The organism is Flavobacterium plurextorum, assembly GCF_002217395.1.
Taxonomy (GTDB): Bacteria; Bacteroidota; Bacteroidia; order Flavobacteriales; family Flavobacteriaceae; genus Flavobacterium; species Flavobacterium plurextorum.
The window spans coordinates 110260-128359 of record NZ_MUHD01000029.1; the positions used below are offsets into that span (position 1 = coordinate 110260).

Here is an 18100-nt window from a genome sequence, read left to right on the forward strand (position 1 = left end):
TTATTGGTATAATTTGGGCTTTACTATTTAATGACTCACATTATGTATAGAAAATTATATCTCACAGCTCTGTTTTTATTTTTGTTTGTTTCTTGTAAAAATAAATCAGAAGAAAATACAACTGTAAATTCAAAAGAGAATACAGAAACAGTTGCTACAAGCGGTGATCCACTGCCAAGCTGGAACGACGGAACTTTAAAAAAAGATATTATTGCTTATGTTGAAAAAGTAACTAAAGAAGGAAGTCCAGATTTTATTCCGATAGAAAATAGAATAGCCACTTTTGATAACGACGGAACACTTTGGGCTGAAAAGCCTTATGTTCAGGAATTATTTGCTTTTTATCGCGTAAAAAAAATGGTTGAAGCTAATCCGGCTTTAGCGCAAAAACAGCCTTTTAAAGCTGTAGTGGAAAAAGATAAAAGTTATTTTGAAAAAGGTGGAGATAAGGCTCTTATTGAGTTAGTTGCTGCAACTCATACTGGCATGACAGAAGATGAGTTTGAAGCATCAACAAAAGATTTTTTTGCTGGCGCCCAATATCCTGGTAAAAATGTTCCGCTAAAACAAATCAGATACCAGCCTCAATTGGAGCTTTTGAATTATTTGCGTGCAAATGGTTTCAAAACTTTCATTGTAACTGGTGGAACGGTTGAAGTTGTTAGAGCAATATCTCAGGATTTTTATGGAATCCCAAAAGATCAAGTAGTTGGAACTTCTTTCAAATATAAATATGATGACGCTAAAAATACAGTTTTAAGAGAACCAGCTTTAGATCATTTTAATGATAAAGAAGGAAAACCTGTCGGGATACAATTGCACATTGGTCAACGACCTGTTTTTGCCTGCGGAAATGAAGGCGGAGCCGGCGATCTTGCCATGCTTAGATATTCTTCAGGAAATAAATACCCATCTTTTCAATTAATTGTAAATCATAACGATTCTATTAGAGAATACAATTATCAGGAAAAAGATAATTTGTCATTAAACACAGCTGCAAAATACAAATATCATGTAATAAGCATGAAAGACGATTGGAAAAAAGTATTTGCAGACAAATAACTTCTAATTTAAATAGTATGAAACGATTCAAATGGTTGTTTTTCAGCTTTGTTTTTTCTTTGGCTTACAATGGTGCAAATGCCCAAGAAGCAGATAAACCGGGAGCAAGTGCGCAAGAAATTGCAGATAAACTGGCAAATCCTGTAGCAAGTCTTATTAGTGTGCCTTTGCAGAATAATTTAAATTATGGCATTGGACCTTATAACGGATCAAAATATACTATAAATATACAGCCGGTAGTTCCTTTTAAATTAAATGAAAATTTAAATCTGATTACTCGTTATATACTTCCAGTTGTAGATCAAAGAGATATTACAGGAGAAAATACGCATCAGTTTGGATTGAGTGATGCAACTGTAACTGCTTTTTTTGCACCTAAAACGAAAGGAATTATTTTAGGATTTGGACCTGCTTTTTTGGTTCCCACTGCAACAGATAAATTTTTAGGCACAGAAAAATTTGGAGTTGGGCCGAGTGCTTTAGTTATGCATCAAGGCAAAGGACTTTCGGTGGGATTTATTGCCAATCAGATTTGGTCTGTGGCAGGAAATCAAGACAGAGCAGATTTTAATCAGTTTTACACACAGATTTTTCTTTCACATAGTTATAAAAGTGGTGCAAGTTTAGGTGTTAATGCCGAAATAACTCAAAACTGGGAAGCCAATACCACATTAATAACTTTAAATCCGTCTATTGGCGCCGTTACAAAAGTAGGAAAGCAAATGGTTCAATTTGCTGTTATGCCTTTAATTCCAATTGTAGGTCCTTCGTCAATTAAACCAGATTGGGGATTAAGAGCTGTTGTGGCATTTGTTTTTCCCGGATCATAGAATATTTTTTTCTTCCATTAAAAAAACATATCATGAAATTGAAAATTTTATCTTTTGTACTAATTGCCTTTTTGATATCGTGCACAAAATCAACGACAAAAAATGAAGGAACAGCTTCGGTTTCAGAAGTTGGAACTAAGATTAAAATGGATGGCGAACTGCCTTCAAAAGAATCAATTCCGGAATTATTTGATGAAATGGATTTTCAGCAGGCCACTCAAACTTATTTGTGGGCATTGCCTATTGTGGCTTTCGCCGAGTGGCAGCAACAGCACTATCAAACATTCAAAGCAACAAGTAACGATCTTGTATTGTATAACACCTATCATGACAGATTAGGAATTTTAACAGCAAATGCTACAACTCCATATGTCATGTCATTTATTGATTTAAAGGCAAATGGACCTACAGTTATCGAAATGCCGGCTGGACGTACTGCCGGAGGATTAGCTGATTTTTGGCAAAGAGAACAGGCTACAATTGGAGAAATGGGGCCAGATAAAGGAAAAGGCGGAAAATATGTTTTAGTACCGCCAACAATGAAAGATTTTAAAGCAGACGGATATTTTATAATTCCTTGCACGACTGTAAATATGTTTTTTGGTTTTAGAACTCTAGATCCAGATCCTAAAGTCACAGAGGCATTAGTAAAACAAGTAAAAATATATCCTTACGCTCAAAGAGCAAATCCAACACCAACAAAAATAGTGAGTCCGCCCGTCGATAAAAAATGGTACGGAATTCAGCCTTCTGGAATTAAATATTGGGAATGCCTTCATGCAATTTTGCAAAATGAACCAGTAGAAGAAAGGGATCGTTTTTTTATGGCTTGGCTTAGAAATCTTGGAATAGAAAAAGGAAAACCTTTTGCTCCAGATGAACGTCAGAAGAAAATTTTGATTGCTGCTTCACAAAAGGGAGAGCAAATGGCAATGGCAAATTCTTTTAGTAAACGTTTTGCAGATGTAAAACATTGGCCAGATAAAAAATGGGATTATGTTATGATCATCAAAGATCCATCGCAGCATGCCGATAATTATGATGAGTTTTTTGAAAGAGCTTCTTATTTTTATGAAGCTGTTACCTATTCAAAAGCTATGATTACCAAAACACCAAATGTGGGTCAGGCGTATTTAGGTTCTTACTTTGATAATGAAGGAAAATGGTTAGACGGAGGTAAAAATTACACTTTAAATGTTCCTGCAAATCCACCCGCAGTTAATTTTTGGTCTATTACCGTTTACGATTCTGCGACACGATGTTTGATTGATAATCCGCAGCAAAATGCTGATTTATCTTCTCGTAAGGATTTAATAAAAAATAGTGACGGCTCTGTAGATTTATATTTCGGACCAAAAGCTCCAGCAGGAAAAGAGAAGAACTGGGTTCAAACTTTACCAGGAAAACATTGGTTTACGTATATGCGTTTCTATGGTCCAACTACAGCGTATTTTGATAAAAGCTGGAAAATGGATGATATTAAAGAAGTGAAATAAAAATCATTCTTATGACCGAAAAAGCAGCAGATAACAACGAGAACTTATTTGATCCTTTGGCATCAAAAGCAGAACGCTACGATAAAGGAGCAGCGATTAGAAAAGATGTGCCTCGTTCTTCTCATCACGAATGGTCAGCACCAGAAGATAGAGAAGATCCAATTGCTGTTTTGATAAAAACCAGTATTGGTCGAATTGAAGATTTACTGCCCATTCGATACAGAAGAATGATTGAATCTCCTTTTGCCTTTTATAGAGGAGCGGCAGCAATTATGGCAGCAGATTTAGTCAATACTCCAAGTACGGGAATACATTTACAGCTTTGCGGCGATTGTCATTTAATGAATTTTGGCGGTTTTGCTACTCCAGAACGTAAATTGGTTTTTGATATTAATGATTTTGATGAAACTTTTCCAGGACCTTGGGAATGGGATGTAAAAAGACTCGCGGCAAGTTTTGCTATAGCTGGAAAATGGAGAAAGTTCTCAAATAAAACCAGTAAAGAATTTGCCTGGCATGTTGCAGACAGTTATAAAAGACACATGCTCGAATACAGTAAATTATCGGCACTTCAAATTTGGTATGCCGATATTGATTTGGCAGAACTTATTGAATTAGGAAAAGATGAAGAGCTAAAAGAGTTTCAGCAAAAACGAATAAAAAAAGCAGCTGAATCTACTGCGCATGAAAAAGAGTTTGCAAAAATGACTTATTTAGATGGGGTTCGGGCAAAAATAAAAGATGATCCGCCATTGATTTATCATCCATCAGGAACAGATGAAAATTATACTTTAAGAGAAGCTAAGCTGATTCATAAACGATATGTAGAATCACTTCCTGAAGATAAACAGATTTTATTAAGCCGATATACAATACATGACTTTGCCATAAAAGTGGTAGGTGTAGGAAGTGTTGGAACTCTTTGCGGAATCAGTTTATTAATGTCGGCAAGCGGTGAACCTATTTTTTTACAGTTTAAAGAAGCCAGACAAAGTGTTTTAGAACCAAATGTAAAAATTAAGGGAAAATACAAGCATCAAGGCGAACGAATTGTAATGGGACAAAAGTTAATGCAGTCGGCTTCAGATATGTTTTTAGGATGGACAAATGATGATCGAGGCAGGTTTTTTTATATCCGTCAGCTTCGAGATGCTAAAATAAAACCGGTTATCGAAATAATGAAAGCAGAAAACATGGCTGATTATGCAAAAGCCTGCGGTTGGGCACTTGCAAGAGCTCATGCACGATCAGGAGATCCTTCAATATTGTCAGGATACATAGGAAACAACGATGAGTTTGCGAATGCAATTTCAAAATTTTCGATTTCATATGCCCATCAAAATGAATTGGATTATAATAAATTGGTTGAAGCAGTAAAAGAAGGAAGATTGCCTATTTCGGCAGAAATATAATTTTCGTTAATTAAATAATTGTAAGTATGAGTAAAAAAATTATGTTTTTAATCGGTTTTGCTATTATAACAATTACAATGCAAAGCCAGACAACAAGAATTGATTCTGCAGCAGTTTATATTTTGCATAGAACCACAGAATCATTGCAATACATAAAATCATGCAGTTTTAAATCGATAATGACTTACGATATTTCTAACGAAAGTCTCGGATTAATTAAGCACTCGATAAATGAAAAAGTTTCGATCAAATTTCCAGATAAACTAAAAATTACTTCAACTGGAGATAAAGGAAACAGAAGTTTATGGTATAACGGCAAGAGTTTATACTATTATTCTTTTGATAATAATACATATGCAACTGCAGCCGCACCAAAAACGGTTATAGAAACCATTGACGAAACCAGCAAAAAATTCGGAATTGAATTTCCTGCGGCTGATTTTTTTTACGAAACATTCTTAGATGATCTTAAGGCAGAAAAAGGAAACTTAATTTATTTAGGTAAAACTATTATTGACGACAAAGAATGTTTTCATATTGCTGGTGCAGATAAAAACAAAAGTTTTCAATTCTGGATTGGAAGCGATGATTTTTTCCTGCCTGTAAAAATGGTAATAGTTTATACTAATGATAAAGACAAGCCTCAATATGAAGCGGTATACAAAGATTGGGTTGTAAATCCAGATTTCCCCGATTATATGTTTGAATTTGCAGCCCCGCCAAAGGCTGTAAAAGTTCCCCTTAAGGAAAGAGAAACGAAAAAATAATCATCTAAAATTCTACAACCATGAAATTAGATTTACTAAAACATATAAAAGTATTTGTTGCTGCTGTAGTATTTGTAATAATGCTGATTGTTCCAGAATCTGCAAATGCACAACGATTTGGTCATTTTACACCTCACGCAGTGATGCCGAGACCAATGCCGATACATCCGCCATCACCACGACCAATTCCACCTACGCCAAGACCAATACCTCCAGGTCCGCGTCCAATTCCGCCTGGACCGCGACCAATACCTCCGCATCCTTATCCTAGACCATTGCCTCCGCCTCCGTTTCATCCTTATCCGGTGCCGTATCCTTACATCTATCATCCGTTTGTTCCTTATTATTGGGGACCAACATGGTATCCGATAGGATTTTTTGCGGCCACATTGACTACAGCCGCAATTATCATTTCAGTTGAGGATAATCAATACAATTATGATGATGGAGTTTATTATGTAAAAGATTCAGGCGGTTACAAAGTAGTTCCAGCACCTTTGGGAGCAACTATTTCTGAATTGCCAAAAGGTTATGTGACCATTAATGTCTCTGGTGTTGACTATTATTACTATGGAGGAACTTATTATACTAAAGATACCTCAAAATATAAAGTAGTAAATGCGCCCGTAGGAGCTATAGTTACACATTTGCCGGAAGGATCTGAAGAGAAAACAATAGACGGGCAAAAATATATGATTTATAATAATGTTTACTATCAGCCAATTTCACAAGACGGTCAAGATAGTTATGTAGTTGTACAAGGTAAATAGAAAAGGTTCAACTGCTAATTTAATTTGTTTTAGAAAAGGAATGTTTGATAAAAATAAGTAAGAATATTTTGCAAACAATTATGTTAAATTAAATAAAATAATTTATCTTTGAGAGTGTAAAAATAAGCTGTTTACGAAAAATTAACATTGGTAACATACAGTTTAAGAGTTATATAGACGTTCATTCTCAGATTTTTCGGAATTTTAATAATTTGAAGTTAAACTAATTTAATCATTAATTTAAATACCACACTATGAATATTAAAAGAACAAATCTTCGCATAATCCCAATGATAGTATTGGGCTTACTTTATAGCTGCTCCCCAACAGTAAAAGTTACAACTGATTATGATCATGCCGCAAATTTTAGTGAATATAAAACTTTTGCAGTTTATGATTTAAAAACACAACAAGGTCAAGTAAACCAGCTAAATATTGACCGAGTTACGAAAGCAATTCGTGCTGAAATGATCTCAAAAGGATTTACTGAAAGTTCAAATCCTGACTTAAAAGTAAATGCTGTTTCAATCTTAAAAAATAAAACCTCAGTTTCTGCTAACACAGATTTTTATGGATATGGCGGAATGTATCGTCCATACGGATATTGGGGAGGCGGCGCAATGATGGGCGGCGCAAACACAACATTTAATAGTTATGATTATGTTGACGGCTCATTGGTCATTGATATAGTTTCTACAAAAACAGACAAACTGGTTTGGCAAGGAATAGGAAATGCCGAAATAGACAATAAACCAGATAATCCTGAAGAATTTATTAATAGTTCTATTAAAAAAATATTAGCAGGATTTCCTCCAGGCTTAGCAAAAAAATAGCTTTGAAACTTATTTCCATAACAGCTGTACTTTTCGTTTAGAACAAGTGCAGCGGTTATGAAAATGTGAACTGTAACTTTTTTTTTTAAGTATTTAGATACTCAATAAAAAAGGAAGATATTCATTATATTAAGCTTAAAGCGTATGGCCGATATAGTACTTTCAATTTTCTTTTTTATAGCAGCAATTGTTGGTTTTGCAACCTCTTTTATGGTTCTGTTTTCAAAGAAAAACTACTCAAAAAGTTTTTTTCTAGGACTATTTTTGTTTAGCCTGACCGTTGTCAGTATTTACAATTTCTATTTATCGGCAAATATTTTTAAAGCCTTTCCTGATTTATTTATGATTACAAAATCATTTATTTTTCTAGCGGCTCCCAGTGCATTTTTGTACGTGAGAAGTGTTTTGTTCCCGGAGATCGTTTTTAAAAAATTTGACTGGCTTCATTTTGTACCATTTGTCGTTTACTTTTTGCTCACAGTTTTAGTTTGGATAGGAAATTATAGTGATAGTAATTTTATTGCTTATGTTTCTGCCAAAATCAACAGTCCTTTCTCTATCTTGAGTTTGGGTACTTGGTTGATGTATGCTTTTTGCCAGACTATGATGATTTTAAATTATGATTTAGAAAAATTTAAAGGCAATCATCTTCATAAAATAAAGACTTTAAAATGGATCAGAATTTATAATTTGATGATCTTGTTTTTATTCTCAACTCTCTTTGTGCATTTCTTTTTGATTAGTAAAACAGGTACTATCGATTTTTCCTGCTGTGTTTTAATTTCACTAGTTCTTATTTTTACTGTCGGATGGCTTTATTTTACGCCTCATATTTTTCATGACAAGAATACGGTTGATACTCTCGATTTTGTTGAGGACAATCTGATTACCGTTGCATCTAGAGAAGTAAAAAACAGCTTGCCAATTGTTAAAGAGTTAACTCCAGAAAAAAAACAAATCTATATAACTAAATTAGAAAGCATATTTGATTCGAAAAAACTCTTTTTGAAAAAAGATCTAGTAATTCGTGATGTAGCTGATGAAACAGGAATTTCAGTTAACAATCTTTCTAATTTAATTAACTCAGAATTTAATCTTCACTTTCAAGACTATATTAATTTAAAAAGAATTGAGTTTTTTAAAGAAAAAATCAATGACTCTGACTGGAAAGGTTTATCCTTAGAAGGAATGGCTTGGGCTTCAGGATTTAAGTCTCGAACAACTTGTTTTAGAGCTTTTATTAAACATACTGGAAAATCTCCTTCAGAATATTTTAGAGTTATCAGAATTAGTCCTGAAAAGTCAACTGCCTATTTTTTAAAACAGTCTCCAAACTAAAAAAGAATTGTCTGCAGAGATTGAATTTGAAGAAGTACTAAATTTAAATTAAGAGATTATGACAACGAAATTTAATAGTTACACACAAATAAAATCAACACTGACATTAATTCTTTTATTCGCTTATTTTTTTGGCTACTCGCAATTAAAAGGCGGGCACATACTTGGATCATCTGGATTACAGTCTGGAACTCAAGCACCAGCCAATAATTTAAGTTTGTATGTGCCGGGGTATTTTTATGAAGCCGGTTCCTTACGGAATTCTGATGGAGATAAATCAATTGCAAATCCAGATATCAACATGTTTATTACGGGTGTTGGAGCTAATTATGTAAGTGATTTCAAAATTTTAGGAGCCAATTACGGAGCAAGTATTTTATTCGCTTTTGCATCAAATACTATTCAGGGCAGTTATGTAGATTCAAAAAGTCCTTTTGCTTTTACAGATATGCTTGTGCAGCCAATTCAATTAGGCTGGCATAATAAAAGAGCAGATTTTGTTTTCAGTTATCAATTATATCTTCCAACAGGAAAATATGAACTGGGAGCAAGTAATAATAGCGGACTTGGAATGTTTATGAATGAACTTTCGGCAGGAACGACTTTGTTTTTTAATGATAAAAAAACATTTCATTTTTCGGCTTTAGCTGCTTACGAAATGAATGGTAAAAAGAAAGACACTAATATAAAAACAGGAGATATTTTAAGTATTGAAGGCGGTTTAGGTAAAACATTTTATATGATGAATGCAGAAAAAACCGCTCCAAAAGGAATACTTAATGCGGGATTAATTTACTATTTGCAGTATAAAGTATCACATGATGAAATTCCGGCGGGAACTCTAGTGCTTGAACCAAGCAAAGATAGAGTTGGAGCATTAGGTGCTGAGGTGAACTACTTTCATATTGGCTGTAAAACATCTGCAGGATTGCGATGGGTTTCAGAGATTGGTGCTGTGAACAGATTTCAAGGAAATACTTTTTTTCTAACATTGGCTCATGTCTTCAGCTTTGCAAAAGAATAGTTTAAGAAACTAATCGCTGGTTAAATGGTTGATGCTTATTTATAAAATCAATAAATCTTAAATTAATTTAAATGAAAAAAAACTATTCAGATCCAGTGATAAAAAACAGAGTTTTTTTTCAGAAATTAATTTTCATTTTTGCATTTTGTCTTTTTTCGTGTCATACAATTATGGGACAAAAACAGCATATAAGTGTAAAAGATTCTCTAGATGGAGCTTTCGATTTGAGTGATTATATCATTTATGCACATGGTTTTATTGTAGTGCCAACTGTTATTACCGAACCGGCTTTGGGAGGAATAGGAGGAGCATTGGTACCAATTTTTCTTAAAAAGCGCCCGCCGGTAATAGATGAAAATGGAAAAAAACGATTTATAAATCCAGATATAACAGGTGGAATTGGGATGTATACTGGAAATAAAAGCTGGATGGCAGGTGCTTTTCGTTCTGCAACTTTAGTTAAACCCAGAATACTATATCGCGTTATGGCAGGCTATGGCGATATGAACTTATCATTTTACGAAAACAATCTGCCAAATGGAAAAGATCAGGAATTCAAACTCAATTTTAGATCTACTGTTTTTTATACACAATGGTTAAAGCAGTTTAGAAACGCGAAATGGAGTGCTGGGCCGCAATATCTTCTTTTAAATTCTAAAATAAATTTACCAGACATCAATATCCCTCCGCCATTTGTTCAGCCAGGAGATATTAAAAGTACCGTAAGCCAGCTTGGAGCCGCCATTCAGTTTGATGGACGCGATAATATATTTACACCAGATAAAGGGATAAGACTACAGTCAGACTTTTTTTGGTCAGATGATGCAATAGGCAGTGATTATGATGCTTGGCGCGTTAATTTATCAGCAATAGGCTATTATCCTTTAACAAAAAAATTAATCGGCGGACTTAGGATAGAAGGAGAGCAGGCGTTTGGAAGTCCGCCTTTTTATCTTCGTCCAGGTATTAATTTAAGAGGAATTCCTGCAGCCCGATATCAAGGTAAAACCAGTATTGTAACCGAAGGAGAATTACGTTGGGATTTGTACAGAAGATGGAGTTTAATGGGATTTGGCGGTGTAGCAAGCGCATTTAATGATTGGGATAAAGCTTTTGCAAAACCTGTAGTTTACAGCTACGGAACAGGGTTTAGATACTTAGTTGCCAGAAAGTTTAAACTCAGAATGGGAGTTGATGTTGCAAAAGGTCCAGAAGATTGGGCTTATTACATTGTTTTTGGCAGTAATTGGTTAAGATAAAAAAATATGTAAGAAGTTACTTTTTAAAAATATAATACAAAAGCCTCTGTAGACATCTCTATAGAGGCTTTTTGTAATAAATACTTTGATAATAAGAGATATTAAGAAAAAATTAACAGTTGTGTTTCGCACAAATACTTTAATATTTAATTGTTTTGTAACAAAAATAAAATAAAGGCTACTAATTAGTCAACTATTTAAATCATTGATTATGTATAAAATTACGATGAAATCAGTTTTCGTTGCATCAGCATTTTTGGTTGGTGTGAGCAGCTGTTTTGCGCAGGACATTTTGGTAAATTCATTAAAGCTGAATGCAAGTGATAAAAGTAAAGAGAACTTTAAATTCACTGAAGTAATTAACTTAGGAACAACTTCTGTAAAATCTCAAGGATCATCAGGAACTTGTTGGAGTTACTCAACAAACTCATTTTTAGAGTCAGAAATGATTCGTTTAGGAAAACAACCAGTAGAGTTGTCTCAAATTTTTTCTGCAAGAAATGTTTATGTAGAAAAAGGAGTGAATTATGTTCGTATGCATGGAGCGATTTCTCTAGGTGATGGTGGTGCTTTGCATGATGTAATCAATATGTATAAAAAATACGGAACTGTTCCTAGAGAAGTTTATACAGGATTAAACTACGGTACAGACAAAAATAAATTTGGTGAAATGGGAGCTTTAATCGAAGCAGTTCTTGCGGCGGTAGTTAAAAATCCAAATGGTGAATTAACACCAAACTGGCAAAAAGCGTATGCAGCCGTTATTGATTCATATTTAGGAAAAGTGCCGGATAATTTTAATTATAAAGGAAAAAATTATACACCACAATCTTTCGCTAAAGAAGTAGTTGGAATTAATCCAGACGAGTATATCGAAATGTCATCTTTTACAACATCTCCATATTACCAAAAAACAACTATGATGGTGCCAGACAACTGGTCATTAGATCAAGTTTACAACGTAAAAGTAAACGATATGACAGATGTAATTGACAATGCTTTGAAAAAAGGATATACAGTTGCATGGGCGACAGATGTGAGCGAGAAAAGTTTCAGCTGGAAAAATGGTGTGGCTTACGTTGCAACAAAGAAATTTGATGACATGACAGCCGAAGAAAAAGCAGATATGTTTAACGGACCAAAAGCAGAACCAGAAATCACTCCAGAAATGCGTCAAACAGCGTTTGATAACTACACAACAACAGATGACCACGGAATGCATATTATTGGACTTGCAAAAGATCAATCAGGTAAAGAATACTATATCGTAAAAAATTCTTGGGGAGAAACAAATGACTACAAAGGTTTCTTATTTGTAACTAAGAATTTCGTAAAATATAAAACTACTGCCTTAATGGTAAATAAAGGAGGAATTCCAACTGACATTGCTAAAAAATTAGGAGTGTAAGTTTGATTCAAACTTTTGAAAAATAAAAAAGCGCTGCAATAGAATTTGCAGCGCTTTTTTTTATGATAATTGTGTTTTAAAAAGAAAGTTCTATTTCCCTTTCAACAACTTCTCTAAATATTCAACTTTATCTTTCTCAGCCTGAACCAAACGTTCGAAAAGTTCTACGACTTTATCAAGAGGATTGAAATTGCAATTATGATTTACTACTGGTCCACCATTAATAACAGAACCGTCGTAATTATTTTGAATATTGTTTAAAACCGCTTCTTCAGAGAAATTTTTAATTCCTTCAACAGTTACGCCTAATATTTCGGCAATTGCCTGAAGTTTTTCATCATCAACTGTTTCGCTGTTTTCAATAATCGAAATAGTCTGCTGGGTTGTGCCTAAAGCCTGTGCCAAAGCTTCCTGTTTCATATCGCGAAGTTCACGAATACGGCTTATTTTTCGCCCTATATGATTTGGTTTTGTTAGTGTGCTCATAATTCAAAGATATTTAAAATTCCTGAAAAAAGGATGGGTGCTATAAAATACAAGATATTTTTGTACGATACAATTTGCTGCGATTTCAGGACAAAACAAAAATACAATTTTTCGCACATACAGAGATTGAAAACTAAATTATAAATGAATTGGAAGCTGTTAAAAAAATAGGAGTATAAGTTTGATTCAAATTTTTAGAAAAATAAAAAAGCGCTGCAATACAATTTGCAGTGCTTTTTTTGTACTAATTAGTTGCTGCTTTTAAGCGTGATTCTGCATTTAAACGTTTTTTGACGCAGTTCGTAGTCATATTCAAATAAAAAGTTTGTAATGCGGTACCTTTATATAGTATTACGACCCTTTTAATCAAAATCAAATCATCATGAAAACAAATGCAGTACTTTTTAGAGTAATTGTATGCGTTTTTTCTTTTAGTTGTTACGCTCAGTCTTTAGAGCAGACTATTGCTCATGCTGGAACTGGAAAAACGCAGTCAAAAGTTGATAGCAAATCAAATGAAGATCTTGTTATTGATTCTTATTTGGTTGTAGAGATAATAAATATGCCTTTTGGAAAAAGAACAACAAAGTATGAAGTTTCAAAGCTTGATATGGTATATACGAACGATCTTGGACCAAATAATACAAGAACCGTTACTCCAATATACAAAAAGGCAAAAGTTAGAAAAACAGAGATGATATTGCCGTCGAAAGCTATTGTTGATACCATGTCGCAAAAAATTAATCCAATAAAAGTAGACGTTGTTATGCCGGCATATACGGAGAACTCGGCAAACATAAATATTTTAAACACTTATGCTCATGTTTTGGATAAAGGATACAAATCTGTAGACATGCTTAAAAAAGTGGCTGACAAGTACTATTTTGAAGATAATTACGAAGAAGCAGCCAAGTACTATTCAAAGCTTATTGAGCTTGAGGCAAATTTAGATGCAGTATTTTATTTTAGATATGCACAATCTTTAAAAGCAATAAGTGAAATAGAAAAGGCTGAAGAAATGATGAAGTTGTTCGAAAGTAAAAACGGGAACAATGAAATCGCTAAAAAATAAAGAATAATGTATTGAAACAAAAAAAGACTATCGAAATGATAGTCTTTTTTTTAAGCCATTTAGTGATAATAGTAGTTGGGACTTTAAAGTAATTAGTAGTGCAGTCTTTATTTTTGACACAAAGTAAAACCAACTTTGTTTTTGGAGATCTAATTAATAAACTAGAATTGTAAAAAAAAATACCACTTACGTTTGTAAGTGGTATTTAATAAGCTCCCCCTCTTGGGCTCGAACCAAGGACCCTCTGATTAACAGTCAGATGCTCTAACCAACTGAGCTAAGGAGGAATCACCTTAAAGGTAAATATGTTTGCTAAAAAAAGTTGCTCCCCCTCTTGGGCTCGAACCAAGGACCCTCTGATTAACAGTCAGATGCTCTAACCAACTGAGCTAAGGAGGAAGATGTTGCTCTTTTTAGCGAGTGCAAATATAATCGATTTTTTAGTTTCTCAAAAATATTTTAACTCTTTTTCTCAATTTTTTTTTCTACTTCATAATTGCCTTGTAAATATCGTTTCCATTTGCGAACAAAAGTAACGCTATAAGTAGTACGAAGCCAACCATTTGGGCGTTTTCAAGGAATTTATCGCTTGGTTTTTTACCGCTAATTATTTCGTATAATAAAAACATCACATGACCGCCATCAAGTGCCGGAATTGGCAATAAATTCATAACTCCAAGCATAATTGATAGCAAAGCTGTGATTGACCAGAAAGTTTCCCAGCTCCAAGAACTTGGAAAAATGTTATAAATCGCCGCAAAACCACCTACTTGTTTGTAAGCTTTTGTTTCAGGGTTAAAAATCATTTTCAATTGTTTTCCGTAACCTACTAATTGATCTTTTCCTTTTTCTATTCCTACAGGAATAGATTCCAAGAAACCATATTCTTTTGTACTCACTTTATAGTATCCTAATTTCTCTAAAGATTCCATTCCTAAAGTACCCACACCAATTCCTAGCTTTCCAGCATTAGAAACCTTTACCGTAATAGGAGTTTCTTTTAAATCGCGTAAAACAACAGCAGGAATTGTTTTTCCTTTGTTTGCCTCTAAAATAACTTTAGCTTCATCAAAATATTTTACTTTTTGACCATTAAGGGATGTAATCAAATCTTTTGCTTTCAAAGAAGTGTTCTCAGAATCTTCGGTGATCTTACCCACAACAAAAGGCATTCTGATACCAATTAGTAATCCTTTTTCATATTTAGATAATTGATCAACAAAATCACTTGGAATATTAATTGTTTGTTGTTTTCCATCTCTTTCAATTACGACATTCTTAGCCATGATCACATTTATGTTCATGTCGTTGTCAAAGTTTTCAACTTTTTTACCGTCAATCGAAACAATTTTATCACCCGTTCTAAATCCGGCTTTAATCATTGCGGGATTTTCAATATAAACTCCGTCTTTCAAATCGGCATTAGCCACATACGTATCTCCAAAAGCAAATGCCATTCCTATATAGATGATAAATGCAAGGATAAAGTTTACCGTAACACCACCCAGCATAATAATCAAACGCTGCCAAGCTGGTTTAGAACGAAATTCCCAAGGCTGCGGAGGCAAAGCCATTTGATCTTTGTCCATACTCTCATCGATCATTCCAGAGATTTTTACATAACCTCCAAGCGGTAACCATCCGATTCCGTATTCCGTTTCGCCAATTTTCTTTTTTAACAGCGAATATTTAACATCAAAAAATAAGTAAAATTTTTCGACTCTTGTTTTAAACAATTTTGCAGGGATAAAATGCCCTAATTCATGAAGAATAATAAGTAAAGATAAACTCAATAGAAATTGAGAGAGTTTGATAACTATATCCATTTTATAATTTTAGTTCGTATTTAACGCACAAAAGTAGCGTTTTCCATTTTAATTTAAGACCGCAAGATAACGTTTAAGGTTTTAAATGTTTGTTAATAAACAAACATTTAAATTTCTCGTTTTAACAAGATGCCGTAACTTTACGTTTTAAGATGCTGTCATTTCAATTGGTAGCACAAAACCATTAAAAGTTACAAATATGGCATCACAATTATTTTCTCCTTTAGTAATCAAAAATATAACCTTAAAAAATAGAATTGCTATTTCGCCAATGTGTCAATATTCGGCTGTTGATGGTTTTGCAAACGATTGGCATTTGGTTCATTTAGGAAGCCGTGCCAGCGGAGGCGCAGGATTGATTATTCAGGAAGCGACAGCAGTTTCGCCAGAAGCTAGAATTTCTCCAGCTGATCTTGGAATTTGGAAAGAGGAACATATTAATAAACTAAAACAGATTACCGAATTTATTAGTTCTCAAAATTCGGTTCCAGGAATTCAATTGGCACATGCAGGACGAAAAGCAAGTGTTTCGGCTCCGTGGCTTGGAAATAAAAAATTAGATGTCGATCATGACGGATGGCAGACTGTTGGAGCAAGTGCGATTCCTTATCATGATAACGAGCCATTTCTTCCAGAAGCTTTAGACCAAAACGGAATTCAAAAAGTAATTACTGACTTTAAGACAGCAACAAAAAGAGCTGTTGAAGCTGGATATAAAGTTTTAGAAATTCATGCCGCACACGGATATTTGTTACATCAGTTTTTATCGCCTTTAACAAATGTTAGAACTGATGAATACGGCGGAAGCTTTGAAAATAGAATCCGTTTTACGCTTGAAATTCTAGAAGCTGTTCAAACAGAATGGCCAAAAGATTTCCCTCTAATCGTTAGAATTTCAGCAACAGATTGGGCAGAAGGAGGCTGGAATCTTGAAGAGTCTGTAAAACTTTCAAAAATTTTAAAAGAAAAAGAAGTTGATTTAATCGATGTTTCATCAGGAGGATTGGTTTCACATCAAAAAATCCCTGTTGGTCCAGGTTATCAAGTTCATTTTGCAGAAAAAATCAAAAAAGAAGTACAGATTGCCACAGGCGCAGTTGGTTTAATTACTGAAGCAAAACAAGCCGAAGAAATCCTTAATAATGGTCAAGCCGATTTAATTTTGTTTGCCAGAGCATCATTAAGAAACCCTAACTTACCTTTAGATTTTGCCGCAGCATTAAACGACGATATTCACTGGCCGGAACAATACGAAAGAGCTAAACTATAAATTTATTTGGCCACAGATTACATGAATTTTACAAATCGCTGCGTTCGAAAACTTTAAAAATTCGTATAATTCGTGGCAAAAAAGAAATCCTTTTTAATCACATTAATCTGTGGCAAAAAACTAAAACAACATGCAAAAAATTAAAACAGCACTATTATCATACGGAATGTCAGGGAAAGTTTTTCACGCTCCATTTTTAGATATTCATCCCGGTTTTGAGTTATTGGGATCTTGGGAAAGAAGTAAAAAACTCATTCAGGAAGATTATCCAGAGGTAAAAAGTTATCCTTCAATCGATGATTTATTAGCCGATGATGTTGATTTGGTAATTGTAAATACACCAGTTGGAACTCATTATGAGTATGCCAAAAAAGTACTTTTGGCGGGAAAACATGCCGTTGTAGAAAAAGCTTTTACAACAACTGTTGCCGAAGCCGAAGAACTTGCTGCACTAGCAAAAGAAAAAGGACTGAAACTAGCCGTTTTTCAAAACAGAAGATGGGACAGCGATTTTAAAACCGTCCAAAAAATAATTCATAACGGAGTTTTAGGAGATTTGGTAGAAGCCGAAATTCATTTTGACAGATACAATCCTTTATTGAGCCCAAAAGCGCATAAAGAAACTGCAAATGATGGAGCAGGAGTTCTAAAAGATTTAGGTCCCCATATTATAGACCAGGCAGTTTGTTTATTTGGCTCTCCCAAATCAGTTTTTGGAGATATCAGAATTACAAGAGAAAATTCTTTAGTAGATGACTGGATTGATCTATTATTGATTTATGAAGATTTTAGAGTGCGTTTAAAAGCAGGTTTCTTTGTTAGAGAAGCTAATCCGGCATACACAATTCATGGAAAAAAGGGAAGCTTCTTAAAATCTCGTGGTGACATTCAGGAAGATGAATTGAAAATAGGAAAGAAACCCAATTTAGAAACATGGGGAACTGAATCTGAAGATTTACAAGGAATACTTCATACTGAAATTAACGGAAAAGTGATTCGCGAAAAAGTACCAACTCTTCAAGGAAATTATTTCTCTTTTTTCGATGGCGTTTTTAATTCAATATCAAATGATACAATAGAACCGGTTACAGCGCAAGACGGTGTAAAAGTAATGCAGATCATCGAAGCTGCAATTGCAAGTAATGCAGAGAAAAAAGCGATTAACTTATAAGATTTAATCTAGTTTGTAAACATACTAAACACGTAGAAACATTGATTTCTATGTCTAAAAAGGAAACAATAAGAAA

The 18100-nt window shown here is 34.0% G+C and carries 16 protein-coding genes and 2 tRNA genes; 14 read left to right on the top strand and 4 right to left on the bottom strand.

The genetic code is table 11. The features are described from left to right. Positions 1–42: 42 nt before the first annotated feature. The 11 genes from B0A81_RS15935 to B0A81_RS15985 all read left to right on the top strand — a co-directional run bounded on the left by B0A81_RS15935 (position 43) and on the right by B0A81_RS15985 (position 12199). On the top strand, positions 43–1062 hold the full coding sequence (locus tag B0A81_RS15935) for an HAD family hydrolase (RefSeq protein WP_089058936.1): 1020 nt from the start codon (positions 43–45) through the stop codon (positions 1060–1062). Positions 1063–1079: 17 nt separating this feature from the next. Continuing rightward, on the top strand, positions 1080–1892 hold the full coding sequence (locus tag B0A81_RS15940; RefSeq protein ID WP_089058937.1) for a hypothetical protein: 813 nt from the start codon (positions 1080–1082) through the stop codon (positions 1890–1892). A 32-nt stretch (positions 1893–1924) separates the two neighbouring features. After that, complete coding sequence (locus tag B0A81_RS15945) at positions 1925–3388, top strand: DUF1254 domain-containing protein (RefSeq protein WP_089058938.1); 1464 nt, start codon at positions 1925–1927, stop codon at positions 3386–3388. A gap of 11 nt (positions 3389–3399) precedes the next feature. Beyond that, entirely contained in the window at positions 3400–4800 is a 1401-nt protein-coding gene (locus B0A81_RS15950; RefSeq protein WP_089058939.1) for a DUF2252 domain-containing protein, read from the top strand. A 26-nt stretch (positions 4801–4826) separates the two neighbouring features. Further along, positions 4827–5567, top strand: a complete 741-nt coding sequence (locus B0A81_RS15955; protein WP_089058940.1) for a DUF2092 domain-containing protein — start codon at positions 4827–4829, stop codon at positions 5565–5567. Between the two features lie 20 nt (positions 5568–5587). Further along, the gene (locus B0A81_RS21555; RefSeq protein ID WP_123922197.1) at positions 5588–6337 is read left to right on the top strand and encodes a DUF6515 family protein; all 750 of its coding nucleotides are present in this window, start codon (positions 5588–5590) and stop codon (positions 6335–6337) included. A gap of 254 nt (positions 6338–6591) precedes the next feature. Continuing rightward, positions 6592–7170, top strand: coding sequence for a DUF4136 domain-containing protein (locus B0A81_RS15965; protein ID WP_089053634.1), 579 nt, complete (start codon positions 6592–6594; stop codon positions 7168–7170). A 144-nt stretch (positions 7171–7314) separates the two neighbouring features. Continuing rightward, positions 7315–8508 carry a helix-turn-helix domain-containing protein gene (locus B0A81_RS15970; protein WP_089058941.1) on the top strand — a complete coding sequence of 398 codons (1194 nt, stop codon included), beginning with the start codon at positions 7315–7317 and terminating at the stop codon, positions 8506–8508. Between the two features lie 58 nt (positions 8509–8566). Further along, positions 8567–9532 (top strand): SphA family protein, encoded by a 966-nt coding sequence (locus B0A81_RS15975; RefSeq protein WP_089058942.1) that lies wholly within the window; start codon positions 8567–8569, stop codon positions 9530–9532. 71 nt (positions 9533–9603) lie between these two features. Beyond that, positions 9604–10791 (top strand): BamA/TamA family outer membrane protein, encoded by a 1188-nt coding sequence (locus B0A81_RS15980; RefSeq protein ID WP_089058943.1) that lies wholly within the window; start codon positions 9604–9606, stop codon positions 10789–10791. A gap of 211 nt (positions 10792–11002) precedes the next feature. Continuing rightward, positions 11003–12199 (top strand): C1 family peptidase, encoded by a 1197-nt coding sequence (locus B0A81_RS15985; protein ID WP_089058944.1) that lies wholly within the window; start codon positions 11003–11005, stop codon positions 12197–12199. Between the two features lie 90 nt (positions 12200–12289). Here the strand turns inward: B0A81_RS15985 and B0A81_RS15990 are convergent, their stop codons facing one another. Next, positions 12290–12685, bottom strand: coding sequence for a helix-turn-helix domain-containing protein (locus tag B0A81_RS15990; protein ID WP_089058945.1), 396 nt, complete (start codon positions 12683–12685; stop codon positions 12290–12292). A 382-nt stretch (positions 12686–13067) separates the two neighbouring features. On the opposite strand from B0A81_RS15990, the gene B0A81_RS15995 reads away from it, so the two are divergent. Then, the gene (locus B0A81_RS15995; RefSeq protein WP_089058946.1) at positions 13068–13757 is read left to right on the top strand and encodes a tetratricopeptide repeat protein; all 690 of its coding nucleotides are present in this window, start codon (positions 13068–13070) and stop codon (positions 13755–13757) included. 213 nt (positions 13758–13970) lie between these two features. Here B0A81_RS15995 and B0A81_RS16000 read toward each other — a convergent pair. From B0A81_RS16000 to rseP, 3 genes are all read right to left on the bottom strand, one after another. Beyond that, positions 13971–14044: transfer RNA gene (locus tag B0A81_RS16000), tRNA-Asn, on the bottom strand. A gap of 38 nt (positions 14045–14082) precedes the next feature. Further along, positions 14083–14156: transfer RNA gene (locus tag B0A81_RS16005), tRNA-Asn, on the bottom strand. 86 nt (positions 14157–14242) lie between these two features. Next, positions 14243–15583, bottom strand: a complete 1341-nt coding sequence (gene rseP, locus B0A81_RS16010; RefSeq protein WP_089058947.1) for an RIP metalloprotease RseP — start codon at positions 15581–15583, stop codon at positions 14243–14245. Positions 15584–15782: 199 nt separating this feature from the next. Between rseP and B0A81_RS16015 the strand changes: the two genes are divergently transcribed. Both B0A81_RS16015 and B0A81_RS16020 read left to right on the top strand, forming a co-directional pair. After that, positions 15783–16853 (top strand): NADH:flavin oxidoreductase/NADH oxidase, encoded by a 1071-nt coding sequence (locus tag B0A81_RS16015; protein WP_089058948.1) that lies wholly within the window; start codon positions 15783–15785, stop codon positions 16851–16853. Positions 16854–16983: 130 nt separating this feature from the next. After that, positions 16984–18024 (top strand): Gfo/Idh/MocA family oxidoreductase, encoded by a 1041-nt coding sequence (locus B0A81_RS16020; protein WP_089058949.1) that lies wholly within the window; start codon positions 16984–16986, stop codon positions 18022–18024. The last annotated feature ends 76 nt before the right edge of the window (positions 18025–18100 follow it).